Genomic DNA, 20,549 nt, shown 5'->3' with positions numbered 1-20,549 from the left:
CTGAATGTCGGTGCGCGCCGCCGGAAGTCAATGGCACTCCTGACAGTTCTGGACATCGGTATGTGAAGACGCATCCACCGCTGCCGCGGTCCTGCGGCGTTCCGCCTCGCGTGACGCCACGCCGCTTTGACCGGTCGGCGCATCCGGCCTATCTTCTGCGACATAAGCAGCAGCCGGAGCCCACGATGGACCCGCTCATCCTTTCGCGCATCCAGTTCGGCGCGAACATCTCGTTCCATATCCTGTTTCCGGCTATCACCATTGCGCTTGGCTGGGTGCTGCTGTTCTTCAAGCTTCGCTACAACGCCACAGGCGATTCCGCCTGGATGCGCGCCTATTTCACCTGGGTGAAGGTGTTCGCGCTGTCCTTTGCCATGGGCGTGGTTTCGGGCGTCACCATGAGCTTCCAGTTCGGCACCAACTGGCCGGGTTACATGGAGACCGTCGGCAACATCGCCGGCCCGCTGCTCGCCTATGAGATCCTCACCGCCTTCTTCCTCGAGGCGGCATTCCTCGGCATCATGCTGTTCGGCTTCCGCCGCGTCTCCAATCGCATCCACACGCTGGCAACCGTGCTGGTGGCCGGCGGCACCACCCTGTCCGCCTTCTGGATCATCGCGCTCAATTCATGGATGCAGACGCCGGTCGGCTTCGAGATGCGCAACGGCGTCGCGCATGCTACCGACTGGTGGGCGATCGTCTTCAATCCGTCCATGCCCTACCGGCTCGTCCACATGCTGATTGCCTCCGGCCTGACGGTCTCGCTCCTGATCGCCGGCCTGTCGGCGCTGCGCTATCTCTATGGCGACCGCTCGGAATCAATGTGGAAGGCATTGCGCACCGGTGTCTTCACCGCGGCGATCCTGATCCCCATCCAGATCTTCGCCGGCGACCAGCATGGGCTCAACACGCTGGAGCATCAGCCGCAGAAGATAGCCGCCATGGAGGCCAACTGGAACACCGGCCCCAATGTGCCGCTGGTCCTTTTCGCGCTTCCCGACGAGGCGGCAAGGGAGAACAAATTCGAAGTCACCATCCCCGACGGCGCCAGCCTCATCCTCAGGCACAGCGCCACTGGCGTCGTGCCGGGGCTGAACGACTATGCCGGCAACCACCCGCCGGTGTTCCCGGTGTTCTGGGCTTTCCGCATCATGGTCGGCACCGGCGTCTTGATGCTCGTCGTCTCCTGGTCGGCCGCCTTTTTCCTCAAGCGCCGCCACAGCCTGCCGAAACCGCTGGCGCTGGTGATGGTGCCGATGGCGCTGTCCGGCTGGCTGGCGACGCTGGCCGGCTGGTACACTACCGAGATCGGGCGCCAGCCCTGGCTGGTCACCGGCGTGCTCAGGACTGTCGATGCCGTCGGCCCGGTCGCCGGCAGCCAGGTCGCGCTGTCGCTTGCGGTCTATCTCCTCCTCTATGCGCTGCTTCTGACCGCCTATCTCGGCGTGCTGGTCTATCTGGCGCTGAAGGCGGCGAAGGATGGCGACACCTCGCCGCTGCCGGGCGTTCTCGACGCGCCGCTGTCGCAGCCGGCGGCGAAATAGGAGGATGGTGATGACCCTCGACTGGCCGACATTGCTCCCCCTCATCTTCGCCGGCCTGATGGGCCTTGCCATCCTGATCTACGTTATCCTCGACGGCTTCGATCTCGGCATCGGCATCCTGTTCGCGACCGCCGAGGACGCCGAGCAGGACACGATGATCGCGGCAATAGGCCCGTTCTGGGACGCCAACGAGACCTGGCTGGTGCTGGCCGTCGGCCTGCTGCTAGTCGCCTTCCCGCTGGCACACGGCACCATCCTCACCGCGCTCTACATTCCGGTCTTCCTGCTCCTTGTCGGCTTGATCCTGCGCGGCGTTGCTTTCGATTTCCGTGCCAAGGTGCCGGCCGGCCGGAAGCATCGCTGGAACCGCATCTTCTTCCTGGGCTCGGTCATCGCCTCGCTGGCGCAGGGCTACATGCTGGGGATCTATGTGCTCGGCCTGGATGCCGGCCTCGGCGGCATGGCCTTCGGCGCGCTGGTGGCGCTCTGCCTTGCCGCCGCCTATGCGGCGATGGGCGCGGCTTGGGTCATCTACAAGACGGAAGGCGAATTGCAGAAGAAGGCGGTGCTCTGGCTGCGGCGGGCGCTGGTGCTGACCGCGCTCGGCATGGTCGCCGTCTCGCTGGCCACGCCGCTCGCCAGCCCGCGCATCTTCGACAAATGGTTCGTCTGGCCCGCCATGCTCTATTTGTCGCCGCTGCCGATCCTGTCGGCGGTACTGTTCGCCTGGCTGTGGCGGCAGACCTTCCATCTGCCTAAGACGGACGACCGCCATGCGCTGACGCCGTTCTTGACGCTGGCCGCCATCTTCACGCTGGGCTTTGCCGGGCTCGCCTGGTCGTTCTATCCCTTCGTCGTGCCCGACAGGCTGACCATCTGGCAGGCGGCGTCCGCGCCTGAAAGCCTCGCCATCATCCTGGCCGGCACGGTGGTCGTGCTGCCGATCATCATCTTCTATTCGTTTTATGCCTACCGCGTGTTCGGCGGCAAGGCGACGGATCTGACCTACGACTGACAGGCAACCGCCGCACTGCCCAATATTTAGGCAGCCTGCTGGTCGGGCGGCATTGGATCGTGAAGACGGCCTTCCCAATCCTGCTGGGAAAGCCTGATTCGCGCTGATTTCGATGGTTTGGCATGTCTGTTGCTTTGCCCTGACGACCAATCGGTTTTGTTCAGTCAAAGGGAAAAATAATGAACCGTCGCAATGTTTGCATGCTGGCCTTCGCCGCCGCGGCTGGAATCGCCATGGCTCCGTTCCCGCAGGCGCGGGCTGACGCCTTGAGCGACATCGGGGCGCGGGGCACCATCCGCATCGCCGTTCCACAGGATTTCCCGCCCTTCGGCAGTGTCGGCGCCGACATGACGCCACAAGGCTACGACATCGATATCGCCAATTTGATTGGCGAAAAGCTCGGCGCCAAGGTCGAGATCGTCCCGGTCACCAGCGCCAACCGCATTCCCTATCTTCAGACCAACAAGGTCGACCTGGTCATTTCCAGCCTCGGCAAGAATCCTGATCGCGCGAAGGTCATCGACTTTTCCGAAGCCTACGCCCCGTTCTACAATGGCGTGTTCGCTCCGGCGGACGTCGCAGTCGCTAAGGCGGAAGACCTCGCCGGCAGGACCGTCGGCGTCACCCGCGGCGCGATCGAAGACCTCGAACTGACCAAAGTCGTGCCCGCGAGCGTCGAGATCAAGCGCTACGAGGACAACAACGGCACTATTTCCGCTTTCCTTTCGGGCCAGGTCGAGGTGATCGCAACCGGGAATGTCGTCGCCGCCGCCATCCTCGAAAAGAACCCGCCCAAGCGGCCCGAGCTCAAGTTCCTGATCAAGAACTCGCCCTGCTACATCGGCATGAACAAGGAGCAGCCGGCATTGATGGCCAAGATCAACGGCATCATCGCCGCTGCCAGGGCCGACGGCGCCCTCAACGCGATTTCGCAAAAATGGCTGAAGGTGGACCTGCCGGCTGACCTGTGATCGCCGCCCGCCGCGTGTGGCTGAGGGCAGATAGCAAGCCATGACCTATCATTTCGATTTCGGCTGGCTGATCGATTCTCTGCCGGTGCTGCTCAAGGGCATCCGGATTACCGTGCAGCTCATCCTGATCGGTGCGGTGTTCGGCGTGGCATTGGGCATTGCCTGCGCCTGGGTGCGGGCGCTGGGGCCGAAATGGCTAAAACCTGTCGTCGCGACCTATGTCGAGCTGATCCGCAACACGCCGTTTCTGATCCAGCTGTTCTTCATCTTCTTCGGCCTGCCGTCGCTTGGCATCAGGATGTCGGAACTGACCGCCGCCAACCTCGCCATGATCGTTAACCTCGGCGCCTACAGCTGCGAGATCATCCGCGCCGGCATTCAGGCCACGCCACGTGGCCAGTTCGAGGCCGGCGCGAGTCTCGCCATGACCCCGTTCCAGGCCTTCTGGTATGTGGTTCTGGTCCCGGCGCTGCAGCGCATCTGGCCTGCGCTGTCGTCGCAGATCGTCATCGTCATGCTAGGTTCGGCCGTCGTTTCGCAGATCGCCGCCGAGGACCTGACCTTCGCCGCCAACTTTATCCAGTCGCGCAATTTCAGGGCCTTCGAAACCTACATCGTCTCCACCTTGATCTACCTGGCCCTCGCCATCCTACTGCGCCAGCTGCTGGCCGGCCTGGGCTGGATGCTGTTTCCAAGGAAGGCGTCGCGATGAGACATGCGCCATGATCGAGTTCAGCTTCTGGGACATCCTGCGTAACCTGCTTTTGGCCGCCCGCTGGACCGTTGTGCTTTCGCTGGTCTCCTTCATCGGCGGCGGCATCGTCGGTGCGGCCCTGCTTTTCCTGCGCATCGGCGGCCGGCATTGGCTGCGGCTTCTGTCACGCGGCTACATCCAGCTGTTCCAGGGCACACCGCTCTTGATGCAGCTCTTTCTCGCCTTCTTCGGCCTTGGCCTGTTCGGCGTCGACGTTCCCGCCTGGCTTGCCGCTTGTGTCGCGCTCGTCCTGTGGACCGCCGCCTTCCTCGCTGAAATCTGGCGCGGCTGCGTCGAGAGCATCGCCAAGGGTCAATGGGAGGCGTCCGCCAGCCTCGGCATGGGTTACCTCCAGCAGATGCGCTACGTCATCCTGCCGCAGGCGCTGAAAGTGGCGGTGCCGCCGACCGTCGGCTTCTCGGTGCAGGTGGTGAAAGGCACCGCGCTCACCTCGATCATCGGCTTCGTCGAATTGTCGAAGGCCGGTTCGATCGTCACCAACGCCACCTTCCAGCCGTTCACCGTCTATGGCCTTGTGGCGCTCATCTACTTTGCTTTGTGCTGGCCGCTGTCGAAATCCAGCCAGCTCCTGGAAAGGAAGCTCAATGTCGCTCATCGCAATCACTGAGGTGAAGAAGCGCTTCGGCGACAACGAGGTGCTGAAGGGGATTTCCATCGACGTCGCGCCGGGCGAGGTCGTCGCCATCATCGGCAAGAGCGGTTCGGGCAAGTCGACGCTGCTGCGCTGCATCAACGGGCTGGAGACCATTGATGAAGGCTCGATCGTCGTCGCCGGCGCCCAGTTCCTGCCCGACGAGGTTCATCTCAAGGCGTTGCGCCTGAAAGTCGGCATGATTTTTCAGCAATTCAACCTGTTCCCGCATCTCACGGCCGGCGGCAATGTCATGCTGTCGCAGATGGTGGTAAAGAAGACGCCGAAAAAAGCCGCCGAAGCGGTCGCGCGAAAAATGCTCGACCGCGTCGGTCTCGCCCACAAGTTCGACGCATTGCCGGATGAACTGTCCGGCGGCCAGCAGCAGCGCGTGGCGATCGCCCGGGCGCTAGCCATGCAGCCCATCGCGCTGCTATGCGACGAGATCACCTCGGCGCTCGACCCCGAACTCGTTGCCGAGGTGCTGGCCGTCGTCAAGGAATTGGCCGCGGAAGGCATGACGCTGGTGATGGTCACCCACGAGATGCGCTTCGCCCGCGACGTCTGCTCGCGCGTCGTCTTCATGCATCAGGGCCGCGTCCACGAGATCGGCGCCCCCGAGGACGTCTTCGCCAACCCGAGGACGCCGGAGCTCAGGCAGTTTCTGGGCGTGCACTAAGCGGGCATTGCTGCCCGCTCGCTGCCCTAAGCGCGTCGCAAAAGATCAGCTCTTGTTGGCGGCCAGCACCAGCACCGGCTTGTCGCTGTAAAGGCTGGGGAATAGCGTCTTTAAATTCTCGACCTTGGGCAGGTCGTTGTAGACGATGTAGGGGTAGGTCGGGTTCAGCGTCAAAAAGTCCTGGTGATAGTCTTCGGCCGGATAGAACGTCTTTCCGGTCTCCAGCGTGGTCACGATCGGCTCTGGAAACACCTTGGCCTTGTCGAGCTGGGCGATGTAGCTCTCGGCGATCTTCTTCTGGGCATCGTTTTCGGCAAAGATCGTCGAACGGTATTGCGGGCCGCGGTCCGGACCCTGATAGTTCAGCTGCGTCGGATTGTGCGCCACCGAGAAATATACCTGCAGCAACCGGCCGTAGGTCACCTTTGTCGGCTCGTAGGTGATCTCGACGGCTTCGGCATGCCCAGTCCGGCCGGTGCCGACCGTCTCGTAGACGGCGGTGTCCTTGTCGCCGCCGGCATAGCCGGAGACGGCGCTGGTCACGCCCTTGACGTGCTGGAACACGCCCTGCACGCCCCAGAAGCAGCCACCGGCGAAGACCGCCTTCGCGGTGCCGGCGGCGGCTTTCTCGTCCATCGCCGGCGGCGGGATCACCACCGCCTCCTCGGCCGAGCTTGCCGGCGTCTGCCACAAGGCGGCCCCGGCCGCCGCGAGCATCAGCGCCGCAAGCGCGCCCCTGGCGAAGCTTGTCGAGCGCCTCGCAATTGGTTCTCGAATGCCAGTCATGTCTGATCTCCCATGATGGTGATGTGATTATAGAGCATTTGGGTCCGCCGGCGTCTCACATTGCCGTGCGTTTCGGGCCGTGCGTATTTGGAATATTACGCCGGCGCAGGTTTGCCCTGCGCCGGCCGCAAGAGCCGTCTCCGGCCCGGGCAGGGAACGGCCAGGGACTGCCTGACCTACTTGGCCATGCCCATGGCGTCGCAGGCCTTCGTTGCCTCATCCTTTTTCATAGCGTCCGTTTCCATGGCTGCCTTGTCCATGCAGTCCTTCATCTTTTCGGCGGCCATCGGGTCGGCCGGCTTCATCGCGTCGGTGGCCATGGCATCGGCGGGCTTCATGGCATCCGTGGCCATCGGGTCCGCGGGCTTCATCGAATTTTCGGCGCGGGCAATGCCGCCGGCGAAAAGCGCCGTCGAGCAAAGCGCGAAGGCGAGGGCCGGCAGCGTCAGGCGGGTGAAGTTGGTCATGGTGGTCTCCTCTGAGTGGCGCGCTGATGCGGCCGGCATGTGCGGCGCCGCTCATGCGGCGTTGCGCAATTTGTTTGAGCATGATCTTTTTTCCGAAAACCGGGTTCCACTTTTCGGGATCATCCGTTGTTGAATTCTAGTTCGTCGCGGCGGCCAGGATCGGTCCGCCATCCGGCACTTGCACCAGCACCGCGGTGCTTAGCCCGCTCGGCGGTGCCGGCAGCGGCAGCGCGATGGCCTCGCCGGTCCAGGCGCCAAGCCTGGAGAGGGAATGCACGACGTTGGCATGCGGCAGCGTGCGTCCGGTGTTTTCGCCGCGCGCCACCGGCACTTCGATGACGCCCTGCCGGTAGCGCACCAGCCAGATATCGGCCTTGCCGCCCGGCACCGGGCCGGCGCCGATGGCGATCTTGCCGCCGTCGAGCGACAGCGAGGGTCCTTTCGCGCGGCCGCTGCTCGAAATCAGCTGCTCGATCTCGCCGGGCCGGGCGCCGACCGCATCGGAATTGCCATTGACCACCACTTGCGGCGTGAACGGACTCGAACGGCCGAGCGACGGCTCGTAGCGGACCTGGCGCTGGGTGAATTCCTCCCTGCCGAAAGTGTCCTTCCAGCCGAGATAGTCCCAGTAGGTGACGTTGAAGGAGAGCGCCAGCACATCAGGCCGGTCCTTGACCTTGATGAGATTGGCGTTGGCCGGTGGGCAGGATGAGCAGCCCTGGCTGGTGAACAGCTCCACCACGGTGAGCGGCTGGCCGGTGGCGCCGGTTGCTGAAAACAGAACAGCGGCGAGCCCTACAAGGACCGCGCCTGCGCTTGATTGCGTCGCGCTCCCGCTGCGTTTGGCTTGTGATCCAGTCATCGGCTGTCCTCCGCTGCGACGGGCGTGAAGCGCCGTCATGTTCACACTTCGGCGCCGCAGTGCGGTTCGTTACAGCCATCACCGCTTCGTGATCGTTTACCTTCGTTTGCTGCCGGCGCGATGCCGCGAATAACGGCGTCTTCGGCCGCCTGCGCTCAGCCCTGGCGCCGCGTTTCCATGTAGTGCCATAGGCCGGCTGCGACGGCACCGGCCGCAATACAAACGGCGATCCAGATCCCGGTGTTGCCGCCCACATTGCCGAACGCGGCGCCGAGCACCACCCCACCGAGAATGCCTCAAACCAGCTTGCTCGCCATTGGTTTGTCCTTTCGTGAGTTCGGAAGGAGCCTTGCATAGCTGTGTGGTCATTTCGACACCGGACGGAGACCGGAAAATGGCCGGCACCGATGGATGCCGCTTCGGCTTTCGCCAGCCACTAATGCTGGAACACAGGCGGGGTGAGCGCAAACCTGACGCGATTGCACTGGCGCCGCGCCCGGCCGCTTGCCCGGGCAAGCTGCCCCTGCTAAAGCCGCCCCATCATGACCACGCCGATCAAGAACATTCGCAATTTCTCCATCGTCGCCCATATCGACCATGGCAAATCCACGCTTGCCGACCGGCTGATCCAGCTGACCGGCGGGCTGGAGCTGCGCGACATGAAGGAGCAGGTGCTGGACTCGATGGATATCGAGCGTGAGCGCGGCATCACCATCAAGGCGCAGACGGTGAGGCTGAAATACCGCGCCAACAATGGCGAGGACTATATCCTCAACCTGATCGACACGCCCGGCCATGTCGACTTCGCCTACGAAGTGTCGCGGTCGCTCGCCGCCTGCGAAGGCTCGCTGCTGGTCGTCGATGCCTCTCAAGGCGTCGAGGCGCAGACGCTGGCCAATGTCTACCAGGCCATCGACAACAACCACGAGATCGTCGTGGTGCTGAACAAGGTCGACCTGCCGGCCGCCGAGCCCGAGCGCATCCGCGAGCAGGTCGAGGAGGTGATCGGCATCGATGCCTCCAACGCCGTGCTGATCTCGGCCAAGACCGGGCTCGGCATTCCCGACGTGCTGGAGGCGATCGTCAACGATTTGCCGCCGCCGCACGAGGGCGACATCACAGCACCGCTGAAGGCGATGCTGGTCGACAGCTGGTACGACGCCTATCTCGGCGTCATCGTGCTGGTCCGCGTCATCGACGGCGTGCTGAAGAAGGGCCAGACCATCCGCATGATGGGCACCGGCGCCAAGTACCTCGTCGAGCGCACCGGCGTCTTCACGCCGGCCCGCGTCAATGTCGACGAGCTTGGACCCGGCGAGTTCGGCTTCTTCACCGGCTCGATCAAGGAAGTGGCCGACACCCGCGTCGGCGACACCATCACCGAGGACAAGCGCCAGACGGCACAGGCCCTGCCCGGCTTCAAGCCGGCGCAGCCGGTGGTGTTCTGTGGCCTGTTCCCGGTCGACGCCGCCGATTTCGAGGATCTTCGCGCCGCGGTCGGCAAACTGCGCCTCAACGACGCTTCTTTCTCCTACGAGATGGAAACCAGCGCGGCCCTCGGCTTCGGCTATCGCTGCGGCTTTCTCGGCCTTTTGCACCTGGAAATCATCCAGGAGCGGCTGGAGCGCGAGTTCAATCTCGACCTCATCGCCACCGCGCCGTCGGTCGTCTACCGGCTGCTGTTGAACGACGGCACGACGAAAGAATTGCACAACCCGGCCGACATGCCCGACGTGGTCAAAATCCAGGCTATCGAGGAGCCGTGGATCCGCGCCACCATCCTGACGCCGGACGAGTATCTCGGCGGTATCCTAAAACTCTGCCAGGACCGGCGCGGCATCCAGGCCGACCTGTCCTATGTCGGCAAGCGCGCCATGCTCACTTACGACCTGCCGCTCAACGAGGTCGTCTTCGACTTCTACGACCGGCTGAAGTCGATCTCCAAGGGCTACGCATCCTTCGACTATCATCTGACCGACTACCGCGAGGGCGACCTGGTGAAGATGTCGATCCTGGTCAATGAGGAGCCGGTCGACGCGCTGTCGATGCTGGTCCACCGCACGGCGGCGGAAAAGCGCGGCCGGCTGATGTGCGAGAAGCTGAAGGAGCTGATCCCGCACCATCTGTTCAAGATCCCGATCCAGGCCGCCATCGGCGGCAAGGTCATCGCCCGCGAAACGATCTCGGCGCTGCGCAAGGACGTCACCGCCAAATGCTACGGCGGCGACGTCTCGCGCAAGCGCAAGCTGCTCGACAAGCAGAAAGAGGGCAAGAAGCGGATGCGCCAGTTCGGCAAGGTGGATATCCCGCAGGAGGCGTTTATCCAGGCGCTGAAGATGGGGGATTGAGAAGCCGGTTGGCGCGCGCAGCGCGCCAAGTCATCGATCCGGTGGATCGATGACAGGCTTCGAAAGCGGGGGAGCTGCCGGAGGCAGCGGAACCCCCGCCAGCGCGGCGTTGAAGCTGCCCGGTGGAGATTGGGTGTAACGACCCACCCGCCATTGCGTTTTCCACCCTCGATTGTATCTTTGGCTCGGGGGTCCTTGGGGAAAATCGCTCCATGCGCAAATACGTTGTCCCGTTCCTTTCGCTTTTTCTCGACTTCATCTGGATCAACGCCGTCGTAGGTTTGGCTGTCTATCTAGTGCCACCACTCCCGGAAGCTGCGTTTGGCGGACCTTTGCCATGGTCGGCGCAAATCGTCATCTCCCTGGTCTTGCTGTCGATCAGTCGCCTACTGAACCTCTCGCTCGGTGAGTATCTGCTCTCCTACGCCGTTGCTGAATGGGAAGCGGGCGTGCGGCTTCGCCAATGGCCAAACCTCCTCCTTGGGACGGTCGGATTCCTGTCCGGCCTCAACGAGCTGGTGCGCGGGACCGAGCCTGGCACCGGAGTGCCGTTCCTTTTCATGGTCGAGGAAACACCGCTCAAGATGGTCGCGATGACGGTCTATGGAGCGCTCTTTGGTTTGGGAGGCATCATGTTGCTGAGGTTCGCAACCGGTGCGAAATTGCTCAATGGTGTCTTGCTGGCGAGCGGCGTCTTCGTCATGGCGGTCAACATATTATTTTATCATGACGCAATGGTCACTGCGATCATCGCGCGCAACGAAAACCAGGGCAGGTTGATCACCTTGGAAGCAGCAGAACGAGCCGTGGCGCTCTCGCTATATGGTTTCGTATTGCTGGGCGTCATAGCCGCGATCCTTTACTTTTGCCGGGAGCGCCCAGCGGCGCCGTGATCCGCAAGGGCGACCTGTTGGCCAGGCAGAAAGAGGAGCGGATGCGCCAGTTCGGCAAGGTGGATATCCCGCAGGAGGCGTTTATCCAGGCGCTGAAGATGGGCGATTTGGCGGGGCAGCGCCCGCTTAATCTCAAGAATTAAGGGCCGGAGGCTACGAAAGCCAGCGATTGGAGAACGTCCCTTCCTGAAGTATCCTTGGGCTTGGAAGGGAGCTCTCACATGCGTTCCGCAAGCCCTGCGATCTCCGATATCGTCGCCGCAATCGGCTTGGCGATCGGTGGCGTTTTCGGCCTTGCCGGCACCTTCGAGGACAGCGCCGAGCTTCGCGAAACACTCTGGACCATCGACGGCGTGGCACTCGTGGTGGCAGCCGCACTGTTGACGATGAAGTATCAGCGGGAAGGCAACGACGGCGTGGCGGCCGGATTTCTGACCTTCCTCGCCGGCGAGAGCCTGCTGCTATCAGGCAATGCGGCAGGCCTCCAGGCCAGCGTTCCCTCCTATCTCGGCGGCATCTCGCTTTGGGCGGCAGCACTGGTCATGATCAGCGCGCCGAAAACCTTCGCTTTGTGGATGCGCCTGACGGCGTTGGTGGCCGCCGTGCTGTTCTCCGTGTCGGCAGGCCTGATACTCTGGGGCACCCCGTTGCTGCCAACCTCGGCGCCCTTGCCTGCCGCGGGATATCCGTTTCTGGTCGTCACATTCATCGGCTGGATCTGGACCCTGCTCAAACCCGAACGGTGAGCGGCAGCCCATGCCCGCGCCGCTCGAAATCCGCAACAGCCTCACCGGAAAAATCTTTCCCGCGCTCGGGCCGTTCCTGATCGCGGCGATCTTCGGCTTCTTCGCGCTGAAGGGGCTCGCGTCAGGCGCTCCGGGCCAAGGGCTGTTCCTGGTGGTGGTGCTGGCGCTTGGCTGCCTCGGGCTTGGTCTGTTCCTCGCGCGTGGGGCGTTCGACACCGGGGTCCAGGTGGTGCTCGACGCCAGCGGCTTTCGTGACCGGCGCGGCGGCGATGTGCTGGTGCCCTGGGACAAGGTGCGCAGCGCGCACCTCACCTCCGGCAACGGCGCGGCGATGATCAGCTTCGAACTGACCGAGCCACCTCCCGATGCGATCAAATATGCGCCGGCCAATGCGCTCGGCCTGTTGCTGCCCTTCGGCAAGAACATCGTCCATATGGAGATCTCCTCGCTCGACATCACCGGCGCCGACGTGATCGCGGCGATCCGGCGGTTCGCGCCGCATGTGCGGTGTTGAGGTAGACGCTCCCCCTCTCCCCCTTTGTTTGGACTGGGGACATCGCGAACAGGTGTGCGAGGACATCGCGAACAGTTTTGCGCGTTGTGCGCGAGGGGGTTCGGGATGCCGTTCAAGGGCAGAAGCGCGATGCCCCCAGTCCAAACAAAGGGGGAGAAGGAAAGATCGCGCTTTTCGCGACGCGCAGAACTACTGCCACCCCTTCCACCCGCCCCGCCGCCATGCCATGGTCTCCTCGCGGCCGGGCAGGCCGTTTCATTCCGGGGGGATCATCATGTTGTCTTACGCTTTCGCGCGGCGCATCGCCGTCGCGCTCTGTCTTGCTGCATTGTTCGCGCCGGCGGCGCATGCAGGCGATGTCACTTTCGCGATCAAGAACAGCCATCCCAACGCCATGCGCGTCGAGCTCTACAGCCAGGACCGCGACTATGTCTGGCCGGGCGACGATCAGGACTATTATCTCAGCGACGGCGAGACCAAGTCGATCCCGCTGTCCTGCGATGACGGTGAATCGATCTGCTACGGCGCCTGGGTCGACGGCGACGAGGGCACCTATTGGGGCGTCGGCCCCGGCAACACCGAAAAATGCGACGATTGCTGCTACACTTGCAGCGGTGGCGAGACCGAGGAGATCGATCTGGTGCCGTGAGCGGGGAATCTCCCCACTCGAGGGGGAGATGTCGCCAAAGGCGACAGAGGGGGGTACGGTACGTCCTGACGCGACTCGATCGCGGACAGAGGATGCCGGCGCTCACGCGAGACGACCCCCTCTGGCCTGCCGGCCATCTCCCCCTCAAGGGGGGAGATTACGCTCACCTGGCCCAGCGCTCGCGGCTTTATCGGCCGGGCCATATCGGCTAAGGGCTTCACAGCAAAAACCTCGCCGCCCCGGACCGCTGCTAAAATATGACCGCCAAGCCATTCCCCCTGTTCCTCGGCATCGACACCGGCGGCACCTATACCGACGCCGTACTGTGGTCGGAAGCCGGCGGCGCTAACGGCAAAGTGCTGGCCAAGGCCAAGGCGCTGACCACCCGCCACGATCTCGCGGTCGGCATTTCTGGCGCGGTCGACGCGGTGCTGCAGAAAGCCGGCACCAACCCTGCAGCGATAAAACTGGTGTCGATGTCGACGACGCTTGCCACCAACGCGCTGGTCGAGGGCCAGGGCGGCCGCGTGGCGCTGGTGATGATCGGCTTTTCCGAAGGCGATCTGGCTCGCGACGGGCTGAAGGCGGCACTCGGCACCGACCCTGTGGTGTTCTGCCCCGGCGGCCATGATGTCCACGGCAACGCGGCAAAGCTCGACCTGTCCGAGCTGGAGGCCGCGCTGCCGGAACTCGGCGCTTCGGTGTCCGGCTTTGCCGTCTGCGCCTATTTCGCCACCCGCAACCCGGCGCATGAGCTCGCCGCGCGCGACCTCATCCGCGAAAAGACCGGCCTGCCGGTCACCGCCAGCCACGAGCTTTCGGCCAAGCTCGGCGGCCCGCGTCGGGCGCTGACGACGCTGCTCAACGCCAGGTTGATTTCGATGATCGACCGGCTGGTCGCGGCGACCGAAGGTTTTCTCGCCGCGCGGGGCATTGTCGCCCCGCTGATGGTGGTGCGCGGCGACGGCGCCCTGGTCTCGGCCGCCTTTGCCCGCCAGCGGCCGATCGAGACGATCCTTTCCGGCCCGGCCGCCAGCCTCGTCGGCGCCCGCCACATGACCGGCCTCGACGATGCTGTCGTGTCTGACATCGGCGGCACAACCACCGACGTTGCGGTGCTCGACAGGGGCCGTCCCAGGCTCGATCCGGAAGGCGCCACGGTCGGCGGCTTCCGCACCATGGTCGAGGCGGTGGCCATGCGCACTTTTGGGCTCGGTGGCGATTCCGAAGTGGCGCTGGAGGACGGCACGCTCAACCCAAGAATCCTGCTAGGGCCGCGCCGCCTGGTGCCGCTGGCGCTGGCCGGCATGATGCATGGCGAAGCGGTGACTGTCGAACTGGAACGCCAAATCCGGGCGGCCAACCCCGGCCGCATGGATGGCCGCCTGGCGGTCAGGACCGGCGTGCCGGAGCGGCTGGCCGCCGGCCTGACCGGCGCGGAGGCCAAGCTTTATGAGCTGATCGGTGCGACCCCGCTCGCCGTCGACCGGCTTTTGACCTCGAACGCGCAGAACGCCACCTTGAACCGGCTGGTGTCCCGCGGGCTGGTGCATGTCGCCGGCTTCACGCCGTCGGACGCCGCCCATGTGCTGGGCAAGCAGGCCAATTGGGATGCCGCCGCGGCCCGTCTCGGCGCAGAACTGTTCGCCCGCAAGCGCGACGGCCGCGGGCAATCAATCGCCGCCTCGCCGGAGGCGATCTCGGAACGGGTGCTGACCACGCTGACCCGTCTGTCGGCGGAAGTCATCCTCGAAACCGCGTTTGCCGAGGATGGGCTGGATGGCGCGGCGACCGTGGCGCACGCGCTGGTCCAGCGCGCTGTCGACGCGCACCCCGGCATCGCCCGCCTCAGCGTCGCGCTCGACCGCCCGGTCATCGGCCTCGGCGCCTCGGCGCCGCTGCATTATGGCGGGCTGCCACCGCTGGTCGGCAATGGCTGCGTGGTGCCCGAGGATACCGACGTCGCCAATGCGCTCGGCGCCGTCGTCGGTCAGGTCAGGGTTTCGGCGGAGGCGCGAGTCAGCCAGCCCAAGGAAGGGCTGTTTCGCGTTTCGTCCGGGGAGACAGTCCGCGATTTTCTCGACGAGGCAGCGGCGATCGCGGCGGCGGAAACCGATGTCCGCGCCATTGCCGCCGGACGGGCCAAGGACGCCGGCACAGACAGCGCCGAAATCGAGGTCGCCAGCGAGTTCCGCGTCTCGACCGTCGAAGGCCAGCGCATGTTCATTGAGGCGCATGTGGTAGCGGTGGCGTCCGGCAGGCCAAGGATTGCGGTGTGATTTAGCCAATCTCCTGCCTTGGGGGAGATGGCCGGCAGGCCAGAAGGGACTGTCGATCGGGGCATCATTCCAGCTTGGGTTCCTCGCCCCCACGAGGTGGGGGAGAGGTGGCTCGGTGAAGCCGAGACGGAGAGGGGACTGCGCCTTACGAATGCCCCCTCTCCGTCCGCTTCGCGGCCACCTCTCCCCCGCTTTGCGGGGGCGAGGAACTCGGGCTGTCGGGCATCTCCCAAGTGGCGGGAGATTGGCAGCTTTGGCTGGCGGCGAAAATGCCCTACCTTCACACTAAGCCGAATTGACCGGGCAAACCCGACATGTCAAAGCCCCCGGTGCCGGCAACCCGGCCAAAGCCTTGGAGAAGCCCTGATGACCGATCGCGTCGAAATCGCCGGATTGCGGCTTGCCCGCGAGCTTTATGATTTCGTCGTGAACGAGGCGCTGCGGGGCACCGGCATTGCTGCCGACGCCTTCTGGACTGGCTTTGCGTCAATCGTTTACGATCTTTCGCCGAAGAACCGGGCGCTGCTGGAAAAGCGCGACGCGCTGCAGGACCAGATCGACCGCTGGTATCGCGACAATGGCGCACCCAGCGACATGGAAGCTTACAAGGGGTTCCTCAAGGAGATCGGCTATCTCGTGCCGGAAGGTCCGGCCTTCTCAGTGACGACCGAAAATGTCGACCCGGAGATCTCGGTGGTTGCCGGGCCGCAGCTGGTGGTGCCGGTGATGAACGCGCGCTACGCGCTGAACGCCGCCAATGCGCGCTGGGGCTCGCTCTATGACGCGCTCTACGGCACCGACGCCATTCCCGAGACCGGCGGCGCCGAGAAGGGAGGCAGATTCAATCCCGTGCGCGGCGCCAAGGTCATTGCCTGGGCGAAGGATTTTCTCGACGAGTCGGTGCCGGTCACCTCGGGCAAATGGGCAGGGGTGAACGGGCTTTCGGTTGCCAACGGCATGTTGCGGCTGGGCGAGGGCGCCGGCGCCACCACGCTTGCCGACCCCAGACAGTTTGCCGGCTATCGCGGCGACGCCGCCAATCCCGAAGCCGTCCTGCTCACCAAGAATGGCCTGCATATCGAGATCGTCATCGACCGCAGCAACCAGATCGGCAAGACCGATCCGGCCGGCATTGCCGAAGTCGTGCTGGAATCGGCGCTGACCACCATCCAGGACTGCGAGGATTCGGTCGCGGCGGTGGATGCGCAGGACAAGGTCGTGGTCTACCGCAACTGGCTCGGCCTGATGAAGGGCGACCTTGCCGAGGAGATCACGAAGGGCGGCAAGACGTTTACACGAAAACTCAATTCCGACCGGTCGTATACCGCGCCTGATGGCGGCGCTCTGAGCCTGCCCGGCCGCTCGCTGATGCTGGTCAGGAATGTCGGTCACCTCATGACCAATCCGGCGATAACGGACCGCGACGGCAACGAGGTGCCGGAAGGCATCATGGATGCGGCGATGACGGCGTTGATCGCGCTGCACGATGTTGGGCCGAACGGGCGCCGCGCCAATTCACGCGCCGGCTCGATGTATGTCGTAAAACCCAAGATGCACGGGCCGGAGGAAGTCGCTTTCGCCGTCGAGATCTTCGACCGCGTCGAGGCGCTGCTCGGCATGACCGAAAATACCATCAAGATGGGCATCATGGACGAGGAGCGGCGCACCACCGTGAACCTCAAGGAGGCGATCCGCGCCGCCAAAGACCGCGTCGTCTTCATCAACACCGGTTTCCTCGACCGCACCGGCGACGAGATCCACACCTCGATGGAAGCCGGCCCGATGATCCGCAAGGGCGACATGAAGCAGGCCGCCTGGATTGCCGCCTATGAGGCCTGGAACGTCGACACCGGGCTGGAATGCGGGCTGGCCGGCCATGCCCAGATCGGCAAGGGCATGTGGGCGATGCCCGACCTAATGGCGGCAATGTTGGCCGAGAAGATCGCCCATCCCAAGGCCGGCGCCAACACCGCCTGGGTGCCGTCGCCGACAGCGGCGACGCTGCACGCCACCCACTATCATAAGGTCAATGTGTATGCCGTCCAAGTGGCGCTGAAGAGCCGGCCCAAGGCAAAGCTCGACGACATCTTGTCGGTGCCGGTCGCGGTGCAGTCGAACTGGTCTCAGGCAGACATCCAGAAGGAACTGGACAACAACGCCCAAGGCATTCTGGGTTATGTCGTGCGCTGGATCGACCAGGGCGTCGGCTGCTCGAAAGTGCCTGACATAAACGATATCGGCCTGATGGAGGACCGCGCCACGCTGCGTATCTCCTCGCAGCACATCGCCAACTGGCTGCATCATGGCGTGTGCACCTCGGACCAGGTGATGGAGACGATGAAGCGCATGGCCGGCGTCGTCGACCGCCAGAACGCAGGCGATCCGCTCTACCGGCCGATGGCGCCGGACTTCGACAAATCGATCGCCTTCCTCGCTGCCTGCGACTTGGTTTTCAAAGGCCGCACCCAGCCCAACGGGTACACCGAACCGGTACTGCACGCGCGGCGGCTGGAGCTGAAGGCACGTGCATCGGCCTGACCCGAAGGTTCAACCTTTAAGGAGGCGGGTGAGGTAGGCTCGGCGTCCCCCACCCCTCAAAGGGGGAGGGAAACGTCACGCCGCCTGCGCCATCCGCTCCGAGCTCATGCGGTAGGAAATCGCCTCGGCCAGATGGATGCGGCCGACCGTCTCGCTGGCCTCGAGATCGGCCAGCGTCCGCGCCACTTTCAGCACCCGATGATAGGCGCGCGCGGAAAAGCCGAGTTTTTCGCTGGCATCCCTGAGCAGCGACAGGCCTGATGCATCCGGCATCGCGATCTCCTCGATGACCGAGGGCGAGCAATGCGCGTTGGTGGTGGCGGAGGTCGCGCCGAGCCGTTCGAAACGCTCGCGCTGGATCGTCCGGGCGCGTGCCACGCGCAATGCCACCGCGGCACTTTTCTCCGCCCGGTCCGGCCGGATCAGATCGCTGGCCGAGACCGCCGGCACCTCGATCCGGAGATCGATGCGGTCGAGCAGCGGGCCGGAAATGCGCGCCTGGTAGTCGGTGCGGCAACGGTCGCCGCGCAGGCAGCGATAGCCCGGCTCGCCGGCCATGCCGCAGCGGCACGGATTCATCGCCGCGACCAGCTGGATGCGCGCCGGATAGGTGACGCGATGGTTGGCGCGGGCGATCATGCAATCGCCGGTCTCCAGCGGCTGGCGCAGCGCATCGAGCGCCTGCGGCGAGAATTCGGGAAACTCGTCGAGGAACAGCACGCCGTGATGGGCAAGCGAGGCCTCGCCCGGCCGCACGCGCAGGCCGCCGCCGACCATCGCCGCCATCGAGGCCGAATGGTGCGGCGCTCGGAACGGCCGCCGGTCGGTCAGTTTTCCCTCGCCGAGTTCGCCTGCCACTGATGCGATCATCGAGACTTCGAGCAATTCCCTCGGCGCCAGCGGCGGCAGGATCGACGGCAGCCGCTGCGCCAGCATCGATTTTCCCGATCCCGGCGGTCCGACCATCAGGAGAGTGTAGCCTATTTCCGCTGACAGTCCGCCTCCATTGGCTTGTATGCCTTTGGGCGGCTTCCTATGTCCGGTGACAAGGGGTACCTCCATGAATCTGAAATCAAATAATCGGCCAAGAGCATATTCCTACATCCGCTGGTCAACGGTGCTTCAGGGGGCCGGAGACAGCAATCGGCGACAGGTTCAAATGGCCGTCGACTATGCCGAAAAGCACGGCTTGGACCTTGTTTCGGAAGACATCATTAGAGATGAGGGGCTTTCGGGCTTCACCGGGAAAAATCTTACGGATGGAGCGCTTGGCCAGTTCATAAAAGCTGTGGAGGCCGAGAAAATACCGAAGGGTTCCTACCTCTTGGTAGAGTCCTTCGACCGGCTAAGCCGTCAGATGGTGGACACTGCCGTTGAGCTTTTTCTGAAAATCACCCGGCACGGCATCGTCCTTGTAACGCTTGCCGACCAAACGGAATACCGCAAGCCGGTGGATATGACCAAACTCATCATGTCCATCGTTTATATGTCTCGGGCGCATGAAGAGTCGGCCATGAAGCGCCAGCGAGGGGCTAATAACTGGAGAGGCAAGCGCCTGAACATCGGCAAACGCAAATTGACAAGCCTTTGCCCCGGCTGGCTTACGTTATCCGACGATAGGACCGAATTCATAGTCAATAAGGAAAGGGCTGCCATCGTTCGCCGTGTTTTCGATCTTTCATTGGCAGGCCAAGGGGCCTTCGTTATCGCACGAAGGTTCAACGAGGAACGTGTGCCGACGTTCGGACGGTCAGACGCTTGGGGTGTTTCATCCATCAAGAAGCTTTTGAAAAATCGGGCTGTTATAGGCGAATATCAGCCGTGCCGAAAAAGCCGGGAAGACAAGCACCGGACTCCCGAAGGCGAGCCGGAGCTCTATTATTTCCCGGCCATTATCTTGCCGGAAACCTTCCATGCCAATCAGGCTACTCTGGCTGGTCGCCGCACCAAAGCCGGGCGAAAGGGTAAAGCCTATAGCAATCTTTTTAGCGGTCTGGCGTTTTGCAGCGACTGCGGCGCAAAAATGCATTTCATCAACAAGGGGGTGAAGGGAGGAACCTCGCTCTACTGCGGCGCACAAAAGGGAATCTGTCGGCAACGCCATGGCTGGCGCTACAAACACTTTGAAAAATCGTTCTTGTCTTATGTCAGAGAGATAGACCTCGAAGCTGTCATCAATGGCGGAACAGGTGACCGTGTTGAATTTATCAATGGCCAGTTGCAACAGTTGCAGGGTGAAAGGCTGGACATCGACTCCAAGCTGAACAAGCTTATTGAGTTGTTCGAAGATGATGACCTGCCCAAGGATGTGGTGAAGGCCAAGATGGGAAAGCACCAGACTCGGCTAAGTGAGATTAAGGGCCGGGTCGATCATTTAAACCAAGAGCGGGCAGAGATTCTGGAGTCCCGTCGAAGGTCAAAGCTAGTTGATATTGCAGGATTCCCTGAAGGTATTAGCGACGAAGAACTGTACGCATTGCGAGCGAAAGCTGCAGAACACATCCGTGGCGTGGTGGAATCCATACATATGTACAAAGATCGGGATCTAATTGATCCTGCTACTGGTCAGAAGATGGTCAGGAAGCTATCACGGATGGAGTCCAAGTTTCTGGTGCGCTTCAAAGGTGGCGCTAGCCGGGTGATATACCCCGACTCGGCGGACGCCACAGAAGCCTTTGTGGTGGTCAATATGGACTTCCCACGTGGTCAGAAAGGAAAGTTACCCACGGCCACCCGGTTACAGGAAGAATTTAAAAAAGTCCATACTGGCTCTTAGCGCTTCGAGACCCGGTGTCTGAAATATACAAACAATATCAGCCAGCTATTGGCTCTTTTCTTTGGTGTCAATCTTG

18 protein-coding genes and 1 pseudogene are annotated in these 20,549 nt (G+C 63.2%); 15 read left to right on the top strand and 4 right to left on the bottom strand.

Going from position 1 to position 20,549, the window contains the following annotated elements; translation table 11 throughout:
* Positions 1–185: 185 nt before the first annotated feature.
* The 6 genes from AC0L3N_RS14845 (at position 186) to AC0L3N_RS14820 (ending at position 5,615) form a co-directional block, all read left to right on the top strand.
* Positions 186–1,544 carry a cytochrome ubiquinol oxidase subunit I gene (locus tag AC0L3N_RS14845; protein ID WP_473548286.1) on the top strand — a complete coding sequence of 453 codons (1,359 nt, stop codon included), beginning with the start codon at positions 186–188 and terminating at the stop codon, positions 1,542–1,544.
* A gap of 10 nt (positions 1,545–1,554) precedes the next feature.
* Complete coding sequence (locus AC0L3N_RS14840; protein WP_473548285.1) at positions 1,555–2,559, top strand: cytochrome d ubiquinol oxidase subunit II; 1,005 nt, start codon at positions 1,555–1,557, stop codon at positions 2,557–2,559.
* A gap of 176 nt (positions 2,560–2,735) precedes the next feature.
* Positions 2,736–3,530: a transporter substrate-binding domain-containing protein gene (locus tag AC0L3N_RS14835; RefSeq protein WP_473548311.1), complete on the top strand. Its 795-nt coding sequence runs from the start codon at positions 2,736–2,738 to the stop codon at positions 3,528–3,530.
* A gap of 40 nt (positions 3,531–3,570) precedes the next feature.
* The gene (locus AC0L3N_RS14830) at positions 3,571–4,242 is read left to right on the top strand and encodes an amino acid ABC transporter permease (RefSeq protein WP_123146027.1); all 672 of its coding nucleotides are present in this window, start codon (positions 3,571–3,573) and stop codon (positions 4,240–4,242) included.
* Between the two features lie 10 nt (positions 4,243–4,252).
* Positions 4,253–4,912: an amino acid ABC transporter permease gene (locus AC0L3N_RS14825; RefSeq protein ID WP_473485682.1), complete on the top strand. Its 660-nt coding sequence runs from the start codon at positions 4,253–4,255 to the stop codon at positions 4,910–4,912.
* Entirely contained in the window at positions 4,890–5,615 is a 726-nt protein-coding gene (locus AC0L3N_RS14820; protein WP_473548284.1) for an amino acid ABC transporter ATP-binding protein, read from the top strand. The genes AC0L3N_RS14825 and AC0L3N_RS14820 overlap by 23 nt, the downstream gene beginning before the upstream one ends.
* A 45-nt stretch (positions 5,616–5,660) precedes the next feature.
* On the opposite strand, the gene msrA is transcribed toward AC0L3N_RS14820, so the two are convergent.
* The 3 genes from msrA to AC0L3N_RS14805 all read right to left on the bottom strand — a co-directional run bounded on the left by msrA (position 5,661) and on the right by AC0L3N_RS14805 (position 7,730).
* Positions 5,661–6,401, bottom strand: a complete 741-nt coding sequence (gene msrA, locus AC0L3N_RS14815) for a peptide-methionine (S)-S-oxide reductase MsrA (protein WP_473548283.1) — start codon at positions 6,399–6,401, stop codon at positions 5,661–5,663.
* A gap of 176 nt (positions 6,402–6,577) precedes the next feature.
* Positions 6,578–6,868 carry a pentapeptide MXKDX repeat protein gene (locus AC0L3N_RS14810; protein ID WP_473548282.1) on the bottom strand — a complete coding sequence of 97 codons (291 nt, stop codon included), beginning with the start codon at positions 6,866–6,868 and terminating at the stop codon, positions 6,578–6,580.
* A 136-nt stretch (positions 6,869–7,004) separates the two neighbouring features.
* On the bottom strand, positions 7,005–7,730 hold the full coding sequence (locus AC0L3N_RS14805; RefSeq protein ID WP_473548280.1) for a DUF1223 domain-containing protein: 726 nt from the start codon (positions 7,728–7,730) through the stop codon (positions 7,005–7,007).
* Between the two features lie 542 nt (positions 7,731–8,272).
* Here AC0L3N_RS14805 and lepA point away from each other — a divergent pair.
* The 8 genes from lepA to AC0L3N_RS14765 all read left to right on the top strand — a co-directional run bounded on the left by lepA (position 8,273) and on the right by AC0L3N_RS14765 (position 17,697).
* Entirely contained in the window at positions 8,273–10,078 is a 1,806-nt protein-coding gene (gene lepA, locus AC0L3N_RS14800) for a translation elongation factor 4 (protein WP_473548279.1), read from the top strand.
* A gap of 212 nt (positions 10,079–10,290) precedes the next feature.
* Positions 10,291–10,971, top strand: a complete 681-nt coding sequence (locus tag AC0L3N_RS14795) for a hypothetical protein (RefSeq protein WP_473548277.1) — start codon at positions 10,291–10,293, stop codon at positions 10,969–10,971.
* Positions 10,968–11,114 (top strand): hypothetical protein, encoded by a 147-nt coding sequence (locus tag AC0L3N_RS14790; RefSeq protein WP_473548315.1) that lies wholly within the window; start codon positions 10,968–10,970, stop codon positions 11,112–11,114. Before AC0L3N_RS14795 ends, AC0L3N_RS14790 begins: the two co-directional genes overlap by 4 nt.
* A 78-nt stretch (positions 11,115–11,192) precedes the next feature.
* A complete protein-coding gene (locus AC0L3N_RS14785; protein WP_473548276.1) occupies positions 11,193–11,717 on the top strand; it encodes a hypothetical protein in 525 nt (174 codons plus the stop codon).
* A gap of 10 nt (positions 11,718–11,727) precedes the next feature.
* On the top strand, positions 11,728–12,231 hold the full coding sequence (locus AC0L3N_RS14780; protein ID WP_473548275.1) for a hypothetical protein: 504 nt from the start codon (positions 11,728–11,730) through the stop codon (positions 12,229–12,231).
* A 277-nt stretch (positions 12,232–12,508) separates the two neighbouring features.
* Positions 12,509–12,880: a hypothetical protein gene (locus tag AC0L3N_RS14775; RefSeq protein ID WP_292183641.1), complete on the top strand. Its 372-nt coding sequence runs from the start codon at positions 12,509–12,511 to the stop codon at positions 12,878–12,880.
* Between the two features lie 257 nt (positions 12,881–13,137).
* Complete coding sequence (locus tag AC0L3N_RS14770; RefSeq protein ID WP_473548273.1) at positions 13,138–15,159, top strand: hydantoinase/oxoprolinase N-terminal domain-containing protein; 2,022 nt, start codon at positions 13,138–13,140, stop codon at positions 15,157–15,159.
* A gap of 366 nt (positions 15,160–15,525) precedes the next feature.
* Positions 15,526–17,697, top strand: a complete 2,172-nt coding sequence (locus AC0L3N_RS14765; protein ID WP_473548272.1) for a malate synthase G — start codon at positions 15,526–15,528, stop codon at positions 17,695–17,697.
* A gap of 75 nt (positions 17,698–17,772) precedes the next feature.
* Here the strand turns inward: AC0L3N_RS14765 and AC0L3N_RS14760 are convergent.
* A pseudogene (locus AC0L3N_RS14760) lies at positions 17,773–18,693 on the bottom strand (YifB family Mg chelatase-like AAA ATPase); the annotation flags it as partial.
* Between the two features lie 64 nt (positions 18,694–18,757).
* On the opposite strand from AC0L3N_RS14760, the gene AC0L3N_RS14755 reads away from it, so the two are divergent.
* Positions 18,758–20,473 carry a recombinase family protein gene (locus tag AC0L3N_RS14755; RefSeq protein ID WP_473548270.1) on the top strand — a complete coding sequence of 572 codons (1,716 nt, stop codon included), beginning with the start codon at positions 18,758–18,760 and terminating at the stop codon, positions 20,471–20,473.
* Positions 20,474–20,549 lie beyond the last annotated feature (76 nt).

Source organism: Mesorhizobium sp. WSM4807, assembly GCF_055811615.1.
This window is presented reverse-complemented; position numbering and strand designations above follow the sequence as displayed.

Bases quoted from the DNA above. Each gene is read 5' to 3' on its own strand.
- AC0L3N_RS14845 (WP_473548286.1), top strand. From the start codon at position 186: ATGGACCCGCTCATCCTTTCGCGCATCCAGTTCGGCGCGAACATCTCG.
- AC0L3N_RS14840 (WP_473548285.1), top strand. From the start codon at position 1,555: ATGACCCTCGACTGGCCGACATTGCTCCCCCTCATCTTCGCCGGCCTG.
- AC0L3N_RS14830 (WP_123146027.1), top strand. From the start codon at position 3,571: ATGACCTATCATTTCGATTTCGGCTGGCTGATCGATTCTCTGCCGGTG.
- AC0L3N_RS14825 (WP_473485682.1), top strand. From the start codon at position 4,253: ATGATCGAGTTCAGCTTCTGGGACATCCTGCGTAACCTGCTTTTGGCC.
- AC0L3N_RS14820 (WP_473548284.1), top strand. From the start codon at position 4,890: ATGTCGCTCATCGCAATCACTGAGGTGAAGAAGCGCTTCGGCGACAAC.
- msrA (WP_473548283.1), bottom strand. From the start codon at position 6,401: ATGACTGGCATTCGAGAACCAATTGCGAGGCGCTCGACAAGCTTCGCC.
- AC0L3N_RS14810 (WP_473548282.1), bottom strand. From the start codon at position 6,868: ATGACCAACTTCACCCGCCTGACGCTGCCGGCCCTCGCCTTCGCGCTT.
- AC0L3N_RS14805 (WP_473548280.1), bottom strand. From the start codon at position 7,730: ATGACTGGATCACAAGCCAAACGCAGCGGGAGCGCGACGCAATCAAGC.
- lepA (WP_473548279.1), top strand. From the start codon at position 8,273: ATGACCACGCCGATCAAGAACATTCGCAATTTCTCCATCGTCGCCCAT.
- AC0L3N_RS14795 (WP_473548277.1), top strand. From the start codon at position 10,291: ATGCGCAAATACGTTGTCCCGTTCCTTTCGCTTTTTCTCGACTTCATC.
- AC0L3N_RS14785 (WP_473548276.1), top strand. From the start codon at position 11,193: ATGCGTTCCGCAAGCCCTGCGATCTCCGATATCGTCGCCGCAATCGGC.
- AC0L3N_RS14780 (WP_473548275.1), top strand. From the start codon at position 11,728: ATGCCCGCGCCGCTCGAAATCCGCAACAGCCTCACCGGAAAAATCTTT.
- AC0L3N_RS14770 (WP_473548273.1), top strand. From the start codon at position 13,138: ATGACCGCCAAGCCATTCCCCCTGTTCCTCGGCATCGACACCGGCGGC.
- AC0L3N_RS14765 (WP_473548272.1), top strand. From the start codon at position 15,526: ATGACCGATCGCGTCGAAATCGCCGGATTGCGGCTTGCCCGCGAGCTT.
- AC0L3N_RS14755 (WP_473548270.1), top strand. From the start codon at position 18,758: ATGAATCTGAAATCAAATAATCGGCCAAGAGCATATTCCTACATCCGC.